The sequence below is a fragment of the Rhodococcus sp. NPDC080181 genome, assembly GCF_040702225.1.
GTDB lineage: Bacteria > Actinomycetota > Actinomycetes > Mycobacteriales > Mycobacteriaceae > Rhodococcoides > Rhodococcoides fascians.
The window spans coordinates 221,543-238,467 of record NZ_JBFBKN010000006.1 but is presented as its reverse complement, the minus strand read 5'-3'; the positions used below and the strand labels follow the sequence as shown (position 1 = coordinate 238,467).

General features: G+C 64.5%; 16 protein-coding genes. 8 read left to right on the top strand and 8 right to left on the bottom strand.

The features are described 5' to 3' along the window. Positions 1-11: 11 nt before the first annotated feature. From AB0O58_RS10030 to AB0O58_RS10020, 3 genes are all read right to left on the bottom strand, one after another. Positions 12-2,483 (bottom strand): FtsX-like permease family protein, encoded by a 2,472-nt coding sequence (locus tag AB0O58_RS10030; RefSeq protein ID WP_201009765.1) that lies wholly within the window; start codon positions 2,481-2,483, stop codon positions 12-14. Beyond that, complete coding sequence (locus tag AB0O58_RS10025) at positions 2,480-3,184, bottom strand: ABC transporter ATP-binding protein (RefSeq protein ID WP_176456678.1); 705 nt, start codon at positions 3,182-3,184, stop codon at positions 2,480-2,482. Before AB0O58_RS10025 ends, AB0O58_RS10030 begins: the two co-directional genes overlap by 4 nt. 74 nt (positions 3,185-3,258) lie before the next feature. Further along, the gene (locus AB0O58_RS10020; protein ID WP_027495984.1) at positions 3,259-4,491 is read right to left on the bottom strand and encodes a CdaR family transcriptional regulator; all 1,233 of its coding nucleotides are present in this window, start codon (positions 4,489-4,491) and stop codon (positions 3,259-3,261) included. A 334-nt stretch (positions 4,492-4,825) separates the two neighbouring features. On the opposite strand from AB0O58_RS10020, the gene AB0O58_RS10015 reads away from it, so the two are divergent. Then, positions 4,826-5,731, top strand: a complete 906-nt coding sequence (locus AB0O58_RS10015; RefSeq protein WP_201009764.1) for an acyl-ACP desaturase — start codon at positions 4,826-4,828, stop codon at positions 5,729-5,731. Between the two features lie 103 nt (positions 5,732-5,834). Beyond that, on the top strand, positions 5,835-6,695 hold the full coding sequence (locus tag AB0O58_RS10010; RefSeq protein WP_201009763.1) for a universal stress protein: 861 nt from the start codon (positions 5,835-5,837) through the stop codon (positions 6,693-6,695). Here the strand turns inward: AB0O58_RS10010 and AB0O58_RS10005 are convergent. From AB0O58_RS10005 to AB0O58_RS09995, 3 genes are read right to left on the bottom strand one after another with little or no spacing between them, the layout of a single operon-like run. Further along, complete coding sequence (locus AB0O58_RS10005; protein ID WP_027495987.1) at positions 6,688-7,014, bottom strand: cupin domain-containing protein; 327 nt, start codon at positions 7,012-7,014, stop codon at positions 6,688-6,690. The genes AB0O58_RS10010 and AB0O58_RS10005 overlap by 8 nt on opposite strands. 54 nt (positions 7,015-7,068) lie before the next feature. After that, complete coding sequence (locus tag AB0O58_RS10000; RefSeq protein WP_201009762.1) at positions 7,069-7,578, bottom strand: dihydrofolate reductase; 510 nt, start codon at positions 7,576-7,578, stop codon at positions 7,069-7,071. Then, entirely contained in the window at positions 7,575-8,375 is an 801-nt protein-coding gene (locus AB0O58_RS09995; RefSeq protein ID WP_027495989.1) for a thymidylate synthase, read from the bottom strand. Before AB0O58_RS09995 ends, AB0O58_RS10000 begins: the two co-directional genes overlap by 4 nt. 29 nt (positions 8,376-8,404) lie before the next feature. Here AB0O58_RS09995 and AB0O58_RS09990 point away from each other — a divergent pair, with 29 nt between their 5' ends. Further along, a complete protein-coding gene (locus AB0O58_RS09990; RefSeq protein ID WP_032390788.1) occupies positions 8,405-9,271 on the top strand; it encodes a DNA-formamidopyrimidine glycosylase family protein in 867 nt (288 codons plus the stop codon). On the opposite strand, the gene AB0O58_RS09985 is transcribed toward AB0O58_RS09990, so the two are convergent. Further along, on the bottom strand, positions 9,264-10,808 hold the full coding sequence (locus tag AB0O58_RS09985) for a carboxylesterase/lipase family protein (RefSeq protein WP_201009760.1): 1,545 nt from the start codon (positions 10,806-10,808) through the stop codon (positions 9,264-9,266). The two genes, AB0O58_RS09990 and AB0O58_RS09985, sit on opposite strands and share 8 nt — an antisense overlap. A 74-nt stretch (positions 10,809-10,882) precedes the next feature. Here AB0O58_RS09985 and AB0O58_RS09980 point away from each other — a divergent pair, with 74 nt between their 5' ends. From AB0O58_RS09980 to AB0O58_RS09960, 5 genes are all read left to right on the top strand, one after another. Beyond that, entirely contained in the window at positions 10,883-11,443 is a 561-nt protein-coding gene (locus AB0O58_RS09980; protein WP_032365947.1) for a molybdenum cofactor biosysynthesis protein, read from the top strand. Between the two features lie 125 nt (positions 11,444-11,568). Beyond that, on the top strand, positions 11,569-12,960 hold the full coding sequence (locus AB0O58_RS09975) for an SLC13 family permease (RefSeq protein ID WP_201009759.1): 1,392 nt from the start codon (positions 11,569-11,571) through the stop codon (positions 12,958-12,960). Between the two features lie 29 nt (positions 12,961-12,989). Then, the gene (locus tag AB0O58_RS09970) at positions 12,990-14,201 is read left to right on the top strand and encodes a CoA transferase (protein WP_032365946.1); all 1,212 of its coding nucleotides are present in this window, start codon (positions 12,990-12,992) and stop codon (positions 14,199-14,201) included. Then, positions 14,202-15,125 carry a hydroxymethylglutaryl-CoA lyase gene (locus AB0O58_RS09965; RefSeq protein ID WP_201009758.1) on the top strand — a complete coding sequence of 308 codons (924 nt, stop codon included), beginning with the start codon at positions 14,202-14,204 and terminating at the stop codon, positions 15,123-15,125. Then, positions 15,122-16,111: a D-glycerate dehydrogenase gene (locus tag AB0O58_RS09960; protein WP_201009757.1), complete on the top strand. Its 990-nt coding sequence runs from the start codon at positions 15,122-15,124 to the stop codon at positions 16,109-16,111. The genes AB0O58_RS09965 and AB0O58_RS09960 overlap by 4 nt, the downstream gene beginning before the upstream one ends. Here AB0O58_RS09960 and AB0O58_RS09955 read toward each other — a convergent pair. Beyond that, the gene (locus AB0O58_RS09955) at positions 16,099-16,872 is read right to left on the bottom strand and encodes an IclR family transcriptional regulator (RefSeq protein ID WP_228139160.1); all 774 of its coding nucleotides are present in this window, start codon (positions 16,870-16,872) and stop codon (positions 16,099-16,101) included. The genes AB0O58_RS09960 and AB0O58_RS09955 overlap by 13 nt on opposite strands. Between the last annotated feature and the right edge of the window lie 53 nt (positions 16,873-16,925).

The window sequence follows — 16,925 nt, the reverse complement described above, 5'->3', positions numbered from 1 at the left end:
ATCCCCACCACTCAATCCGCGGCAATAGCATCCACGATGTTCAGGCGTGATGCGTGTACCGCAGGCGGAGCCGATCCCAGTAGCGAGAGGCCCAACGCGACGAGTCCGTACAACAGCACCGTCCAACTGGCGTTGTACTGCACTGGAATTCCGATGCTGGCACCGAGGATCAGCGTGCTCAGGTATTGCAGGCCGGCACCGATGATGAGGCCGAGCACACCGCCGACGATGCCCACAGACAGTGCCTCTGCGAGCACCATGCGTGCCAGGGTTCCTCGGCCGCCGCCCATGGCGCGCAGTACTCCGAGTTCACGTCGACGTTCGAGTACCGACAGCGTCAATGTGTTCAGCAATGCGACGGCAGCGACCAGTGCGACGATCCACTGCAGTGCGATGGCCAGCGCACCGGATTGGCGGATGGCCGCGCTGGTGCCCTCGAGTGCCGCGGCGCCCGTGTACACGAATGCTTCGGGCGGCAGCGTCGACCGCAGCGAATTCTGCACGGCTGCAACGTCTCCGTCGACGGTGATCTCGAGGTACGTCGCACCCGGGCGGTCGTAGAAGCGCTGCATCGACTCCAGCGAGATCGCCATCGTGCCGCCGGCGGCGTTGATATAGTCCACGAGATCGAGCACGCGTACGTCCTGCACCCCGGTCGGCGTCGGTAGATCGATGGAGTCTCCCGCCGTCACGCCCAGCGTCGTACCGAGCGCCTTCGAGAGCACCACCCCGTCGCCCGCGAGCAATCCCGCGCGTACGTCTGCGGGGAGCGAGGCCAGCGTCACCGCGTTGCTTCCGTCGGCGACGCCTTGGATGGAGACCAGCTCGTCGTCGATGGTCGCGTAGGCCCACTGCCCTTCGACGACGCGGGAGACGCCGGCCGTCGCCCGCACGGCCTCGTCTACGGCGGTGGGAACGATCGGGCCCGACGGTATGGCGTCGGGTGAGCTCATCGATACGTACAGGTCCGTGTCGGCGAGCGACGACAGTGATTCGGCGGCGGAGTCGGTCATGTTCGTCAACGAACCGGACACTCCCACACTGACTCCCACGGCGATGACGATGGTCATCACCGTCGCCCAGATGCGCCGCGGGGCGCGTTCGATCGTCGCGGTGGCGAGCCGTCCGGCACCACCCCATCGGCGGGGCACAGCGCCGGTGGCCCAGACGATCGGCCCGGTTCCGCCGACGCACAGTGCGACGACGCCGAACATGAACAGGGCACCGGCACCGAGGGTCAGTTGCCCGTCGACGTTGACGGCGAACACGAACGATCCGGCGATGGCGAGCAGACCGAACACGCCGGCGGCCAACGTGAACGACAGCTTTGGGCCGCCGGATGTTTCTCCGCCGCCGACCGCCAATGCTTCGATCGGCGAGATGCGATACACCTGAACGGCAGCCAGAGCGGACGCGCCGACGCAGGCCAGCACGCAAGCCACGATCGCGACGGGAATGGCGAAGCTCGGCAACACGTATTCGATTCGCGCATCGAATGCTTGCGACAGGAACGGCGGCAGGCTCTCGATGGCGATGCGGCCCATGATGATTCCGAGAGGTACCCCGACGGCACCGCCGACGAGACCCACCAGCACCGACTCGAACAACAGGTCGCGGACGATGTCCGCGCGCCGACCGCCGACCGCTCGGAGCAGGGAAATGGTGGGGCGACGCTTGGCGATGGCCATGTTCATGACGTTGAACACCAGGAACGCCGCGACGACGAACGCAATGAGGGAGACCATCAGCGTCGCATTGCGCGTCAGACTCATGGCCTGATCGGCTCTGTCGGCCCGGAATTCCGGATTCATCACCGAGACTCGGCCGGCCAACGCTGCGTCCAGGTCGGACCGCAGCGAATCCCCGCCACCGAGAACGAAGATCGAATCGAGCTGGCCCGGCCGGTCGGTCAACGCCTGCGCGGTGGGCAGCAACGTGACGGCGAACATGCCTCCACCGATACGCTGCGTGCCAGGGCCGTCGATCACGCCCACTACCGCAGTGGGTCTGTCGGCGATCGTGACCGTGTCACCCTGCGTCAATCCCGTTGCTGCTCCGACCAATACGCCCGACGGGTCGGACAGCAGACCCGCCGCGTTGCCGACCGCACCCTGCAGATCGGACTGCAGTGCCGTGATCGATGAATCGACACCCAGTACCGTCAGCTCGCCGACATCGGATCGCACGATGCTGCGGAGCAGGGGTACCGCCGCATCGACGCCCGCAACACCGCGTACGACGTCGAGTTCGTTCTGGTCGAATCCCGAATCGGTCACGCCGACCACTTCGTACTGCGCATTGCCTGCGATCGAGACCGCCAGACGTTCGACGGATCCGGTCAGCGATCCGTAGGTGCCGAGGACGGCGATGAGCAAACCCGCGGCGACGGCCACGACTCCCGCCGAGACCAGCGAACGCACCCAGTGCATTCGGAGGTCTCGGAGGCTGATGACGCGAAATCTGCTGAGCGCGGTACCGATCACCGAGGTGTACCAGCGGTGTCGGTGTCGACGCGGCCGTCGATCATGCTGACGACGCGATCGGTCGACCGAGCCGCCTCGAGGTCATGGGTTGCCATCACCACTGCCCGACGCCCCTCGCTGCCGTGGGCTACGTCGGCAAGAATCTCGAGGACGTTGTGGGAGGTCTTGGAATCGAGGTTGCCCGTCGGTTCGTCGGCGATCAGCAGCGCCGGGTCCATCATCAGGGCTCGCGCGATGGCGATGCGTTGAATCTGGCCGCCCGACAGTTGTGCCGGGCGGTGTTCGGACCGCTGCGCCAGCCCCACCATGTCCAACAGCCGCATCGCGTCGGCTTTCGCCTTCTTGATGGGGGTGCCGTCGAGCAGCTTCGGAACGGCGACGTTCTCCCACGCCGACATGGTCGGCAGCAGGTTGAAGAACTGGAAGACGAAGCCCACCTGATGGCGTCGGAAATCGGACTGTGCGTTGTCGTCGAGGGTGGTGACCTCGACGTCGTTGAATCGAATGGACCCGGCCGTCGGAGTGTCCAGCGCGCCGAGCATGTGCAGCAGTGTCGACTTACCTGCTCCGGACGGCGCGACCAGCGACACGAACTGACCACCGTCGATCGTGAGATCGATGCCGTCCAACGCGCGGACCGGTTGTTCGCCGGTGGGGTACTCCTTGACCACGCCGGACAACTGGAGCTTCAACTTCGTCATGCATGATCCCCTGCTTCTCGAATACTTCCGACGCTACCTGCCGTCGGGTCGAGAAACCGGTCGGAGTTCTCAGATCACGCTGCGCCGCGCGAGGATTCGAGCCGCCTGGCCACCAGTGCCGCCTGGAGGTGGCGGATACCGGACGGACGAGTCGGGTCGAACCCGGTCAGTTGTGCGATTCGCTTGAGGCGGTAGTCGACGGTGTTGGTGTGCAGATGGAGTTGCCGGGCGGAGCGCTGACGGTTGAGGTCGTGCGAAATGTGGATCTCGAGGGTCTCGAGCAATTCGGGTGACGAATCGAGTGGCTCGAGGATCTGGGTGAGGTGGCGTCGACCCGGTCCGGGACGAGTGAGCTGGTACTCGAGCACCAGGTCGTCCATCCGGTACAACCCGGACGGGCGGTGCAGCTGATGAGCCAGGGACAGCAGTTCGTGGACCTGGTCTGCTGCGGTGGGAATGTCGGCTGTCGCAGCCTGCTCGGCGGTGGCGGTGACGGGGACCTCTGCGGCGGTACCGATGCGGTGCACCAGCGCCTCGACCCACTCGTCGTCGTGGACGCCGGGGATCAGGACGGTTCCGCCCTCGGTGCTGAGCAGCGACAGGGGAGTGCGTCCGCACACGGTGGCCAGTTCGGCCTGCACGCGACGCAGCTTGCGCCGTGCAGCCACCGTCTTCTGGATGTTGGGGTCGTTCTCGTCGGGGTGCGGCGGTACCGACAGTGCGAGCACGAGGTAACTGTCGGCGAGTTCGATGCCCGACTGGCGGGCCATCGAGACGGCGTTGTGTCCGCTCAGCAACGAGGTGACCAGCGTGTGCGCGGCTGTGTGATGCTCGCTCGCCACCGCCTGAAGCTCTTCGACGTAGCTCTTGCTGGCCGCGATCGAGACCTTCTCCGACAGCAGCACGAACATGCGCGCAGCCTCGATCAACTGGGCGGCGTCGCCTTCTCCTGCCCGCTTGGACACCAGATTCCAACCGATCTGAATGCCCTCGTGGTAGACGCTGAGGACGGACTCGAGCGGGACACCCTCACGAGCCCATTGACTGGCCTTGGCGCGCAGTTCGGCCAAGTCGGACTCGGCAGGTGCGCGCCGCTCGTCGAGCATCTGCACGGCGATGCTGATGCATTTGACGGTGAATTCGGTGACGTCTCCGTGGAGTTGTTCACCGGGAAGTGAACCGCAGGGAGTATTGGCGGCGAAGTGGCCTACCAGGAGGCGCGCCACTGCGCGAAAATCGCGAAGGGGAGCCGAAGCAGGCTGCCCTGCGACCATGATTCCGAGGCCAGTCGAGTTGTGAACGGTCACAGATCAACCCTTCGTGTTGGATTCTTCAGGTTTTGAGAGAGCTACCGTACTCACGCGTAGAAACGCGCTTCCTGTCGTGAATCTATGCAACTTCAGCCAAAATGGCAGGTTTTTCAAACTTCAAGTTTGTTTCCTGGCCTCTAACAGGATCGATCATAGGTTGTTATCTACGTGTGATCCATGGTTTCGGCAAAACTCGTTGTGATTTATCTCGAGCGGGCCACGAGAGGCCTTGCGACTTGCCCTAAACAATGCAGAAGGCGGTCCCATCGCCTGCGCTACGCGCCTACCTTGATCTCGGATCGGTCCGGACGAGCGGGGTGAGAGGACGAGTATGCGCAGCGACATCGGGCAGTTCACGGTTCTACGGGAACTGCAGCCGACGATCGACGACAACCTCGCGCGCCACCGCTCGACAGCTGTCTCCTGGCAGCCCACGGATTTCGTCCGGACCGAGATGTACTGGGGAACGCGTACGTCACCGCTGACCGAAGCCGCCAAGGCGGCACTGGTCACCGATCTCCTCACCGAGCAGAACATTCCGCTGTATCGGTGCGAGGTCGCGGCGTCGGGTACCGGCTCATGGCCTGCCTGGCTCGCCGAGTGGAGCGCCGAGCGCACCCGGCATGCTGCAGCCGTCACCGACTATCTGGTCGCCACGCGCAGCGTCGATCCGACGGCACTCGGTCGAGCTCGCGCACAGTGCAAGACGGTGGGATTCGACTCCCCGATGAACGGCGCTCACCTCCTTCGTTCTCTGGCGCAGGTGACCCTCGACGAAACGATCAGTAGCGTCTGCCATACGAATACCGCGCACCAGTGCCACGATCCGGTTGCCGATCGCTTGCTCGGCCGGATAGTCGACGACCAGAAACTGCACGTCACCTTCTTTGCGAATCTGGTGTCGGCAGCGCTCGACGTCGCCCCCGCTCCGACCGTCACGGCGATCACCGAAGTAGTCATGAACGCGCAGTTGCCGGGTACCAACCTGCCCGGCTTCGGTCGGAGCGCCATGCTCATCGAGCGGGACGAGATCTTCGATCTTCGACGTCATCTCGACGAGGTGCTGCTGCCGACGCTCGCTCGGTGGCGCGTCTTCGAGCGGACCGACCTGGGCGTCGGTGTCCGCAGCCGCGACCAATTGGCCGACTACCTGGTCCATCTCGACACCCGGGCCGCGGCAGCCGAGGCGAACCGCACCCGAACTCCGGGGTACGCAGACGCGCTGCGCGCCAGCTGAGGTGAGTGCATCACGCCTTCGGCGACCATTCATCGACTAGCCTGAACCCCTGTTCGTCATTCACCGAGCCACCGGGCTCGGGGCTACTACCGGAGGCCGACACGTGACAGGGCATCGACCGATCATCGTCGGCATCGACGGTTCCGCTGCGGCCGACAAGGCTGTGATCTGGGCGGCCCTGTGCGCTCGGCGACGGGATCGGCGATTGCACATCGTGACGGCCGTCGACATGCCAGGCGTTGTCGATCTGAGCGAATTCGCAGGCGAGGCAACCGAATTCGTCGCCACGGCTAAATCCCGGCTCGCAGCCGCGGAAACGCTGGCCGTGTCGGTCGTCGACGACCCGACGTTCGAGGTGACCTCGAGTGCCGTCGAAGGCGGCGTGATGGACGTACTCATCGGCGTATCGGCCCAAGCCGAGCTCCTGGTGATCGGAGCGAGCGAAACGGGCGCTGTCACACTCTCTCTGGCCGCCCACAGCGTGTCACCCGTCGCCGTCGTACGCGGCCGGGACATCGACGGCCGTCCCGTCGCCGAGGGCCCGGTCGTCGTCGGCGTGGACGGATCCGACGTCAATCAGGCAGCGGTCGAGTGGGCGTTCGCCGAGGCCTCGGCGCGTGATGCTCCGTTGATCGCGGTACACGTGTGGTCCGACGTGGATCTGACGCGCTCGTTCGGTCGCGCGCCCGCGGATTGGCAGGCCATCGCCGACACCGAGGAAGCGGTGCTGGCGGAAAGTCTCGCCGGGTGGCAAGAGCGGTTCCCGGAGGTCGACGTCCAACGCGTCGTCGCCCAGGATCGCCCCGTTCGAGTGCTCAGCGGACTGTCCGAAACGGCAGCGGTGATCGTGGTGGGTAACCGGGGGCGCGGCGGATTCGGGGGAATGCTTCTCGGGTCGACGAGCTTCGCTCTGGTCAACACCGCAGATTGCCCGGTGTTGGTCGTCAGGAAAGCGGTCACATAGCGACGGTCAGCAAGAAGCTGACGTCTTCGAGAGCTTCGACGCTGTGCCGTGCGTCGGGGATGACGAGGAGATCGCCGGTTGAGCCCTTCCAGGTCTTCTCACCGCTGATCAGTTCCAACTTGCCGCTGAGGACGAGGACGGTCGACTCACCGCTGAGATCGTGTTCGGCCAGCTTGTTACCCGCGGCCAGCGCCACGACGGTCTGCCTCAATTTGCGGCTGTGGCCGCCGTACACCGTCTGCGAACTGCGGCCACTCGACGCGCCGACTGCGAGCTTGAGTTGCTGACGGGCAAGTGCGGTGAGTGACTTCTTGTCCATAGCCGCCAGTATGACGCACCACCCGCAGCCGCGATGGGGGAATCATGAACGCGCTCAAACAGTTTGGGTAGGCTTCCCGTACTCCACATATCTGAACTGTCTACCGTCCACTCTGCTGGTGAGCCAGTCACCCGTCTTCTTGATCCAATCGCCTTCCACCGTTGGCGCATCCGTATCGCCCGGTACCTCGACATCGATTTCGGTCACATGCAGGGTTGTGGCGAATGGCATTGCCGATCGGTAGATTTCACCACCGCCGATTATCCACACGGTCTCGTCTCCGACCAGGGCCAGGGCATCGTCCACCCCGCCACAGGTCTCGGCACCGGGTGCCTCGAGCGAGCGGTTTCGAGTGACCACTATGTTGCGACGGCCCGGAAGCGGTCGAAACCTTTCGGGCAGAGATTCCCACGTTTTGCGCCCCATGATGACCGGATGATTCATCGTCACGGCTTTGAACCGGGCCATGTCCTCCGGTACTTCCCACGGAATCCTGCCGGCTTCGCCGATTTTGAGGTTGGAACTCTGCGCCCAGATCAGGCCGACTTCTCTCGATGCACTCACACCGCTACCGGGGCCTTGATTGCAGGGTGGTGCTGATAGTCGACGATCTCGACGTCGTCGAAAGTGTAGTCGAAGATCGAATCCCTTTGTGCCAGTTTCAGAGTCGGGTAGGGGTACGCCTCGCGGGAGAGCTGCTCGGCAACCTGGTCGCGGTGGTTGTCGTAGATGTGGCAGTCGCCGCCGGTCCACACGAACTCGCCGACGTCGAGGCCGGTCTGTGCGGCGACCATGTGGGTCAGGAGTGCGTAGCTGGCGATGTTGAAGGGGACGCCGAGGAACATGTCTGCGCTGCGTTGATACAGCTGGCACGAGAGCTTGCCGTCGGCGACATAGAACTGGAAGAACGCATGGCACGGCGGCAGGGCCATCTGTGGGATTTCGCCGACGTTCCACGCCGAGACGATCATTCGCCGCGAATCCGGATCGGTCTTCAGAGTCTCGATGACCTGGCTGATCTGGTCGATGTGCTCGCCCGACGGGGTCGGCCACGAACGCCACTGCACTCCGTAGACGGGGCCGAGTTCGCCGTCCGGAGCTGCCCACTCGTCCCAGATGCTGACGCCGTGTTCCTGCAGCCACGTGACATTGGAGTCTCCGCGCAGAAACCACAGCAGTTCGTAGACGATCGACTTGAGATGGACCTTCTTGGTGGTGATCAACGGGAAGCCCGCGGCCAGATCGAAGCGCATCTGATGCCCGAACACGCTGGTCGTCCCGGTTCCCGTCCGGTCGGATTTGGCTGTACCGGTGTCGAGGATGCGGCGCAGCAGATCTTCGTACGGAGTCGGAACCATCACGACGGCCATCGTAGCTGCATACTGGACGCATGCCGGAATTACCCGAGGTGGAGGCCCTTGCCGGCTTCTTGCGCGAGCATGCCGTCGGTGCCGTGATCGGCCGCATCGACATCGCGGCGCTCAGCGTTCTCAAGACCTTCGATCCGCCGATCACCGATCTGCAGGGTCGCGACGTCACCGATGCCGCGCGGTTCGGAAAGCATCTGGCGCTGCAGGCGGGTGACCTGTGGCTGATCACCCACCTGTCGCGAGGGGGTTGGCTGCGATGGGTGGACAACCCCAGTGTTGCTCCGCCGAAACCGGGTAAGGGGCCGTTGGCGCTGCGGATCCACTTCTTCACTCCCGAGGGCGCGACGCCCGCCATCGACCTGACCGAAGCCGGTACCAAAAAGCGATTGGCGGTCTGGGTGGTCCGTGATCCTCAGGAGGTTGCGAGCATCGCCCGGCTCGGGCCGGACGCGATGACGGTCACCGAGCTCGAATTCGCCGAGATTCTGGGCAGCACCACAGCTCGTCTGAAGACCTCGTTGGTGGACCAATCGTTGCTCGCCGGAATCGGCAACGCCTACTCGGACGAGATCCTGCACGTCGCCAAGCTCTCGCCGTTCGCGTCGTCGAGCAAGCTCGACGCGGAATCCGTCGCGGTTCTCTATGCCGCGATGCGCTCGGTCCTGTCCGACGCGGTGGACCGCTCGGCCGGGCAGGATGCGGCGCGTCTGAAGGGGGAGAAGCGATCCGGCATGCGGGTGCACGCCAGAACCGGGCTACCGTGCCCGGTCTGCGGAGATCCGGTGCGCGAGGTCGCCTACGTGGACCGCTCTTTTCAGTACTGCGCGACGTGCCAGACGGCCGGCAAGATTCTTGCCGACCGCCGAATGTCGCGGTTGCTCAAGTAGCCGGTTCGAGCGTCTGGCTGGCGTAGCCGCGATAGCCTTCCCACGCTTTGCGGCGATCGCTGCGCGGATCTTTCTGCACCCGAGTTCGCGTGTCGAAGATCAATGTCTTGCGCTCGGTTTCGTCGTAGGCCGGCCACGATTCCAACGGCTTTCCGTTGGTGGCGAACGCAATCCAGTGTGACTGCACCTGCTCGGTGACCTCCGCGAACGACTTTCGTCCCCCTGTCGCGGTCAGGGCCTTGCCGAACAACGTCTCGTTGATGCCGAAGACTGCGAACAACTCGAACCCGTGAGTAGCGTCGAGGCCCAGCAACTTCATCGACCGAGGGGCGAAGTCGAAGCGATAGAAGTACGTCGGTGCGTGACGCGAATGTCCTTCGGCCACTTCGAGAGACGGCTTCCAGAACGTGAAATCCCCGCCGAAGTCGATGGCGGCCCGCTCGCTTGGGTATCCACGGTATCCGCCGGTGACAACCGGTTCCGCCGAGGGATCGGTGAGGGAGAAGAGTTTGGAAATGCGTTCGGGGTTGGTGGGCAACGCGTCCAGAAACTTCGGAAACAGTGTTCCCTCACGGGCATTGGTGCCGATGATCAGCGGCACGTCGTGTGCGGTGCCGTTCGCGTACGCCTCGACCGGATCGACAGGAAGGAAATCACCGTCGATCACCGGGCCGAAGGGGAGCAGGCCGGGAGTGCGGTGCAGCGTGGTGAGTCCGAGCTTGGTGCCTGCTCGGCCGAGTGCCAGTACCTCGGCGTTCTCCAGGGTTTCCACCGCGGTCTCGGCGGTGCCTCCGAGGTACCCGACGTACTCGCTCGCCCACTGGTCCGCCCGGTGCTTGGCGGTCGTCATGCCCGGTGCCGAGCTTTCGGCAATTGCCTGGGCGAAAAGGCCGTTCGCGGCGGGCACTGTCATCAGGGTGGTGACGGCATTGCCGCCTGCGGACTCGCCGAAGACGGTGACGTTGTCGGGATCTCCGCCGAACTCGGCGATGTTGCGCTTTACCCACTCCAATGCCGCCACCTGGTCGCGTAGTCCCAGGTTGGAATCGAACGGCCGCTCGGGGGTCGAGAATCGCGACATGTCGAGGTAGCCCAAAGCGCCGAGTCGGTAGTTGACCGACACGTAGATGATGCCGTCGCCGTCCTGCAGCGAGCGCCGGACCAGCGAACCTCCGCCGTACAGCGGGGTGGCCGACGTGCCGAGGGTGTACGCACCGCCGTGGATGAACACCATGACCGGTCTGGGTGTCGTGCTCGGCGTGCTCGGTGCCAGGACGTTGAGTGTCAGGCAGTCCTCGCTCGACGGTTGGTACTTGCCGATTGCGAGCATCGTGCCCCGCTTGTGCTGAACGGATGCGTTGCCCCACTCGGTCGCGTCGCGCACGCCCTGCCACGGCTGGGTGGGTTGAGGTGCGCGGAACCGGAGCGGACCGACGGGAGGGGCGGCGTAGGGAATGCCCCGCCAGGTGGTGAGATTGCCGACCGGCTTTCCCTCGATCATGCCGTCCGTAGTGGTCACGCGTGTTTTCACAGCCATTTCGCGATACTACCGGGCGCTTCTTACCCGGTGGTAAGAACCGGCAGGGTCGGGTACCGGGCAGACTCGAAAGCATGCCTTTCGAGTATCGAGCCGAGATAGTGGAGCTGCTGCGAGCGCCCTCGCACGCGTACTTCGGGAGATCCAAGGACGGCCCAGCCGAGGTGCCGACCGAATTGCCGGACAGCGTCGAGATCGTCGCCCACAAGGGCATCCGCGGCGATCGGTTCTTCGGGGTCAAGGCTCATACCGAGGCAGCGGTGAGCTTTCTGGCACTCGAAGCCTGGGACGCCGTCGGCGAGGTACTGGGCGTCGACGTTCCCGACCCGGCCGTGGCCAGACGAAACGTTGTGGTCCGCGGGTTGGAACTCGACCCACTGCGCGGACTGGAATTCGAGCTCGATTCCGGTGACGGCTGGATTCGCTTCCGGGGCGGCCGACCTGCCCATCCGTGCGCGTGGATGGACCGCATGGTGGTCGACGGCGCTCGCAAGGCACTGATCGGTCGCGGTGGATTGCGGGTCGAGCCGCTCTCGGACGGAATCCTGCGAGTCGGGCCGCTGTCGGTGCGTTCCCCGGTCGAACTGGATGCCTCGCGAGCTGCGCTGTCGATTCGGCGCGCGCAGCCCATCTGACGCGAAGCCAGGGGTCGCTCTTGCTCACGAAGTAAATCTGTGCCCATAATGTGAGCAATGGTGCGACGCATCACACCGGCCCGTCATGCATGGCGGCGGTCACTCTCTGGTGGAAAGACCTACCGATGTCCGATTTGTGGATCGTGATCAACACCGTCGTCGCAGTACTGGCGGTGGTGGTCTTCATCGTTCGTTTCCATTTCAACCCGGTGATTTCGCTGGTGCTCGGGGCTGCGTACCTGGGCCTGGCGACCAAGCTGGGAGTGTCGACCACTGTCGACACGATCACTGGCGGATTCGGCGAGATCATGGCCGAGGTCGGATTGCTCATCGCGTTCGGCGTCCTGATGGGTTCGGTGCTGCAGGAGATGAGCGCCATCCAGCGTCTCGTCGGCACCTTGCTGAGAGCCTTCGGCCCCAAGCGGCTCCCGTACGCGCTGTCGCTGACCATCGCGACTCTGTTGCAGTCCATCTTCCTCGACGTGTTGCTCGTGATCTCCGCACCGCTCGCACGCAACCTCGCCCCTAAGATCGGCAAATACGGCACGGCGAGGATGGCCACGGCGCTGGCCATCGCCCTGGAGTGCGGCATCGTGTTCATGGTTCCCGGAGTCGCGACGCTGGCGCTGGCCGGATTGCTCGGCGTGCCGTTGGGCAAGATGATGATCTACGGACTGATCCTCATCGTTCCTGTCGTCGTGCTGTCGGTGGCCATCATGTCGTTCGTCTTCCGCCACGGTTGGTGGAACGAGGAGAAGGACGAGCAACAGATCGTCGCGGTGTCGGAGCCGGTGGTCTCGGAGCCCGTCGAGTCCGACGACGAGCCCCTCGGTGCCGGCGGCGGCGTGGCCCAGAAGGTGCGCACCGAGAAGCAGACCTCGCTGCTGGTGTTGCTCTCGCCGTTGCTGCTCGCGCTCGTCCTGATCGCGATCGGTGCCGTTCTCGAAGTCGCCGAGATATCGGTTCCGGTAGTCGAATTCATCGCCAGCCCGGTCATCGCGCTGCTCCTCGGACTGGTCGGGACGTGCCTCATCGGCCGTTACCACGTCGGCCAGCAGCGGGTGGAGAAAGCTCTCGCTCGTGGTTTCGCGGAGAGCGGTCAGATCCTCATTCTCACCGGTGTCGGTGGATCGCTCGCAGCCGTCATCAACGAGGCGGGTCTCGGCGACATACTGGGCCAGTACTTCACGGCCAGTACCGCGGCTCCACTGTTGATGGTGTGGGTCATTGCGGCCGCGTTGCATATCGCGGTCGGATCGGTGACGATCTCCGCCATCACCTCGGCCGGCATCCTCGCGCCTGTCGCGCCCCTGATCGGTCTCGACCCGGTGTTCATCGCGCTCGCCGCCGGTGCCGGATCATTGTTCGCCGTGCACGTCACCAGTAACACGTTCTGGCTGCTGCAGTCCTTGATGGGCCAGTCGACGAGGGGCACACTCAAGACGTGCTCGGTGGGCGTGTCGGTGGCATCGGTCATCGCCATCGCCTTGATCGTGCCGATGAGCTGGATCCTGTGACCTCTTCCGCGAATACAGAAAGGAACACGATGGCATTGCCGCTCAGTGGAGTTCGAGTTCTCGAACTCGGCAACTACATCGCCGCACCCACGGCGGCCAGGATGCTCGCCGATTTCGGTGCCGAGGTGATCAAGGTCGAAAGGCCGGGTACCGGTGACGAATTGCGCAATTGGCGGCTGTATTCCGGTACGACGTCGATGCTGTACCGCACGATCAACCGGAACAAGAAATCGATCGTGCTGGACCTGCGCACCGAGCAGGGACGCAAAGATGTGGTCGACCTCGCCGCGCACTGCGACATCGTGCTCGAGAACTTCAGACCCGGCACACTCGAGAAGTGGGGGATCTCGCCCGAGGTTCTCAGTGCCGCCAACCCGGAGCTCATCATCACGCGTATCTCGGCATTCGGGCAAACCGGTCCGATGTCGCAGCGACCCGGATTTGCCGCTGTGGCAGAGGCGTACGGCGGCTTCCGCAACCTCGTCGGTGATCCGGACAGGCCGCCCGTGCGGGTCGGTGTGTCGATCGGCGACTCGATCGCCGGTCTCTATGCGGCGTTCGGATGTGTCATGGCGTTGTTCCAACGACAGACGCAGCGTGCAGCAGAGAAATCGGACCCGTTGTCGCTCGAACAGCGTTCCATCGACGTGGCCTTGAACGAATCCATTCTGTCGATGATGGAGTCGCTGATTCCGGATTATCTGGCGTACGGCGTCGAACGCGAACGGACGGGCGGCCGAATGGAGGGCATCGCGCCCTCGAATGCGTACCCGTGCAACGACGGTCACTCGATCATCATCGCCGGTAACGGCGACGCCATCTTCCAGCGCTACATGGAGACCATCGACCGTCCCGATCTGGGAGCCGATCCGGACCTGGCGACCAACGCCGGCCGGTGGCGTCGCCGGGACGAGCTGGACGCCGCGATCTCGGCTTGGACCGGATTGCGTTCGCGCGCCGAGGCATTGAAGATACTCGATGCCGCGGGGGTGCCGTCGGGTCCGATCTACACCGCTGCGGACATCGTCGCCGACGAACAGTACGCGGCCCGCAACATGATTCAGCACTTTCCGGTCGACACCGGCCAGGGAGAGCCCACCGACGTCGGGTTCGTCGGAGTTGTCCCGGTGATCGGTGATGCATCCCTGCCGATCCGTTCGGTCGGGCCGGATCTGGGCGAGCACACCAGAGAAGTACTGTCGACGCTGCTCGGCCGGACCGACGAAGAGATGGGCCTGTAGATGTACGGTTTCACCCCCACCGCGGAGCTACGCGACGTCACGATGCGCGACGGACTGCAGCTCACCGGCAAGATGCTCTCCACCGAACGCAAACTCGAGATCGTCAGGGCCCTCATCGAACTCGGCGTGCCGGCCCTCGAGATCGGTTCGATGGCACGCGGCGACAAAGTGCCGCCCATGGCCAACACCCTCGAGGTCATCGGCGAGCTGACCGCCGAGGAACGCGAGCGATGCTGGGTGTGGGTCGCCACTCCACGCCACGTCGAGAAGGCCGCTGCTGCAGGCGCTCGCAACTTCCAGTACTGCTTCTCCGCGTCGGACTCGCACAACCAGGCCAACATCGGGCGCACCACCGAGGTATCGCTGGCCGCGATGCCCGATGCCGTCGACATCACCCGCTCGGTGGGCGGACAGATCGAGCTGTGTATCGCAACGTCGTTCACCTGTCCTTTCGAGGGACAGGTACCGCCCGATCGGGTCATCGAGATCGCCAACGACGAACGAGCCACGGGCGCAACGGATATTGTCATCTGCGACACCCTCGGACAGGCAGTACCGGTTCAGGTGTCGTCGCTGATCTCACGGGTACGCGCGGAAACTCCGGACCGCCGGGTGGTGTTCCACGGTCACGACACGTGGGGTCTGGGCGTCGCGAACACTCTGGCCGCCATCTCGGCCGGAGCCGCGATGGTCGACGGTTCGCTCGGCGGACTGGGCGGCTGCCCCTTCGCCCCCGGTGCCAGTGGCAACACCTCGTCCGAGGACATTCTCTTCGCGACGAGGCCGGACTGGTTCGAGCCGAAGACGCTGGCACGCATGGTCTCTCTGTCGGAGGGCCTGCTGGCCGAACTGGAGGAGCCCATGCGATCGAAAACCGTGCAGGGTGCCAGGTCCGAGGCGCACGTGTTCGAGTGGGTCGTATGAGCCGCATTCTCGTCACGTCGGAAATCCCGGCTCCCGGCATGGACATTCTGCGGGCCGCCGGCGAGGTCGACCTCCGCGAGTTGGACCACGAGCAGTTGGTCGAGGCATGCGCCTCGGGGGATTACTCCGTCGTGGTCTCCCAGCTACGCGACCGGTTCGATGCGAAGCTGCTGGCCTCGGCATCACTCGTCGGGATATCCAACTATGCCGTCGGATTCGACAACATCGACATCGCGGCCGCCACACGCTACGGAATCACCGCCGCGAACACTCCAGGTGTGCTGACGGATTCGACCGCAGACATCGCGATGCTCCTCATTCTGTCCACGGCCCGCCGCGCCGTCGAGGCCGATGCCTTCGTTCGGTCCGGATCCTTCACCGGGTGGGAGCCCGAACTGTTGCTGGGCAGCGATGTCTCGGGCCGTGTGCTCGGCCTTGCCGGTTTCGGTCGTATCGCTCGGGCCACCGCTCGGCGGGCACTGGGTTTCGGCATGACGGTGAAGTTCTGCCCCCGGCCGCCCGGCGACCGAGAGGTCTCCGACGACGAACTCGGTGAGTTCGCCGGCCGCGTCGAACATGCGGCGTGGGACGAGATCGTCGCAACGAGTGACTTTCTGTCGCTGCACGTCCCGTTGTCGGACTCCACCCGGCATCTGGTCGATGCTGCCGTGTTCGAGGCCATGAAGCCGTCGGCGATTCTGATCAATACCGCCCGTGGGCCAGTGGTCGACGAGGCAGCGCTGGTGATTGCTCTACGTGAGAAATCGATCGCTGCAGCAGGATTGGACGTCTACGAACGCGAACCTGCGCTCGAACCGGGCCTGGCCGAACTGTCCAATACCGTGCTCCTACCGCACGTGGGCAGCGCGACGGTCTCGGTGCGCTCGGAGATGGCGCGCCTGTGCGCCACCAATGCCGTGGCGATGCTGCGCGGTGAGCTCCCGCCGCACCCGGTCAATCCCGAGGCCTGGGGTCACGCGGGGTAGCGGCCGCCGAGGGTCCGGGTGATCTGTTCGGCATGCGAGATCAGCAGGTCCACCCAGGCCTCGCACTGCGACTGCGGCATCCGTAATGTCGGGCCGCTGATGGTGACGGCACCGACGATGTCCGAGGCCGAATCGAACACCGGAGCGGACAGCCCCGATGCGCCGGTCTCGCGCTCACCGGTGGTGATCGCGTAGCCGTCGGACCTTGTCTGCGCCAACAGTTCCCGCATCGTCTCGGCCTCGGTCACCGTCTGCTCGGTCAGCGATTCGAGTTCGCGGGACAGAACACGCTCTGCCAGTTCCGAGTCCCAGGCCAGTAGGACACGGCTGGCCGATCCTGCGCTGAGCGGAATGACCTTGCCGACGTACATGTCTCGTCGCAACGCATGCCGCGTCTCGGCAATGGCCACGCATACACGGTAGTTCTGCTCGGGCCGAAAGAAGCACGCGGTCTCGGTCGTCAGATCGCGCATGTCCTTGAGGATCGGGTTGACGACCGACAACACGTCGAGATCCTTGGTCGCCGTCGCGGCCCAGTACGCCATCCGCACCCCGATGCGGATGCGATCGCCGCCTCGATCCAGAAAGCCCTGTTGAACCAGGTTGGTGACCAGACGCTGCACCGTCGAGGTGGGCAGCCCGGTGCTCTGCTGAATCTCGCCCAGCGTCATGGCCGGGCGATCGAACGAGAACGCATCGAGAATCTCGGTGATCTTGCCCAGCACGAGAAGCGGCTGCTGCTTCGGCGAATTCTCGGTCACTCGACCAATCTACTCGGCAACGCGGGAGACGACCCGAGTGATCGCGTTCGGTG

Bases quoted from the DNA above. Each gene is read 5' to 3' on its own strand.
- AB0O58_RS10025 (WP_176456678.1), bottom strand. From the start codon at position 3,184: ATGACGAAGTTGAAGCTCCAGTTGTCCGGCGTGGTCAAGGAGTACCCC.
- AB0O58_RS10015 (WP_201009764.1), top strand. From the start codon at position 4,826: ATGCGCAGCGACATCGGGCAGTTCACGGTTCTACGGGAACTGCAGCCG.
- AB0O58_RS10005 (WP_027495987.1), bottom strand. From the start codon at position 7,014: ATGGACAAGAAGTCACTCACCGCACTTGCCCGTCAGCAACTCAAGCTC.
- AB0O58_RS09990 (WP_032390788.1), top strand. From the start codon at position 8,405: ATGCCGGAATTACCCGAGGTGGAGGCCCTTGCCGGCTTCTTGCGCGAG.
- AB0O58_RS09985 (WP_201009760.1), bottom strand. From the start codon at position 10,808: ATGGCTGTGAAAACACGCGTGACCACTACGGACGGCATGATCGAGGGA.
- AB0O58_RS09980 (WP_032365947.1), top strand. From the start codon at position 10,883: ATGCCTTTCGAGTATCGAGCCGAGATAGTGGAGCTGCTGCGAGCGCCC.
- AB0O58_RS09975 (WP_201009759.1), top strand. From the start codon at position 11,569: ATGTCCGATTTGTGGATCGTGATCAACACCGTCGTCGCAGTACTGGCG.
- AB0O58_RS09970 (WP_032365946.1), top strand. From the start codon at position 12,990: ATGGCATTGCCGCTCAGTGGAGTTCGAGTTCTCGAACTCGGCAACTAC.
- AB0O58_RS09965 (WP_201009758.1), top strand. From the start codon at position 14,202: ATGTACGGTTTCACCCCCACCGCGGAGCTACGCGACGTCACGATGCGC.
- AB0O58_RS09960 (WP_201009757.1), top strand. From the start codon at position 15,122: ATGAGCCGCATTCTCGTCACGTCGGAAATCCCGGCTCCCGGCATGGAC.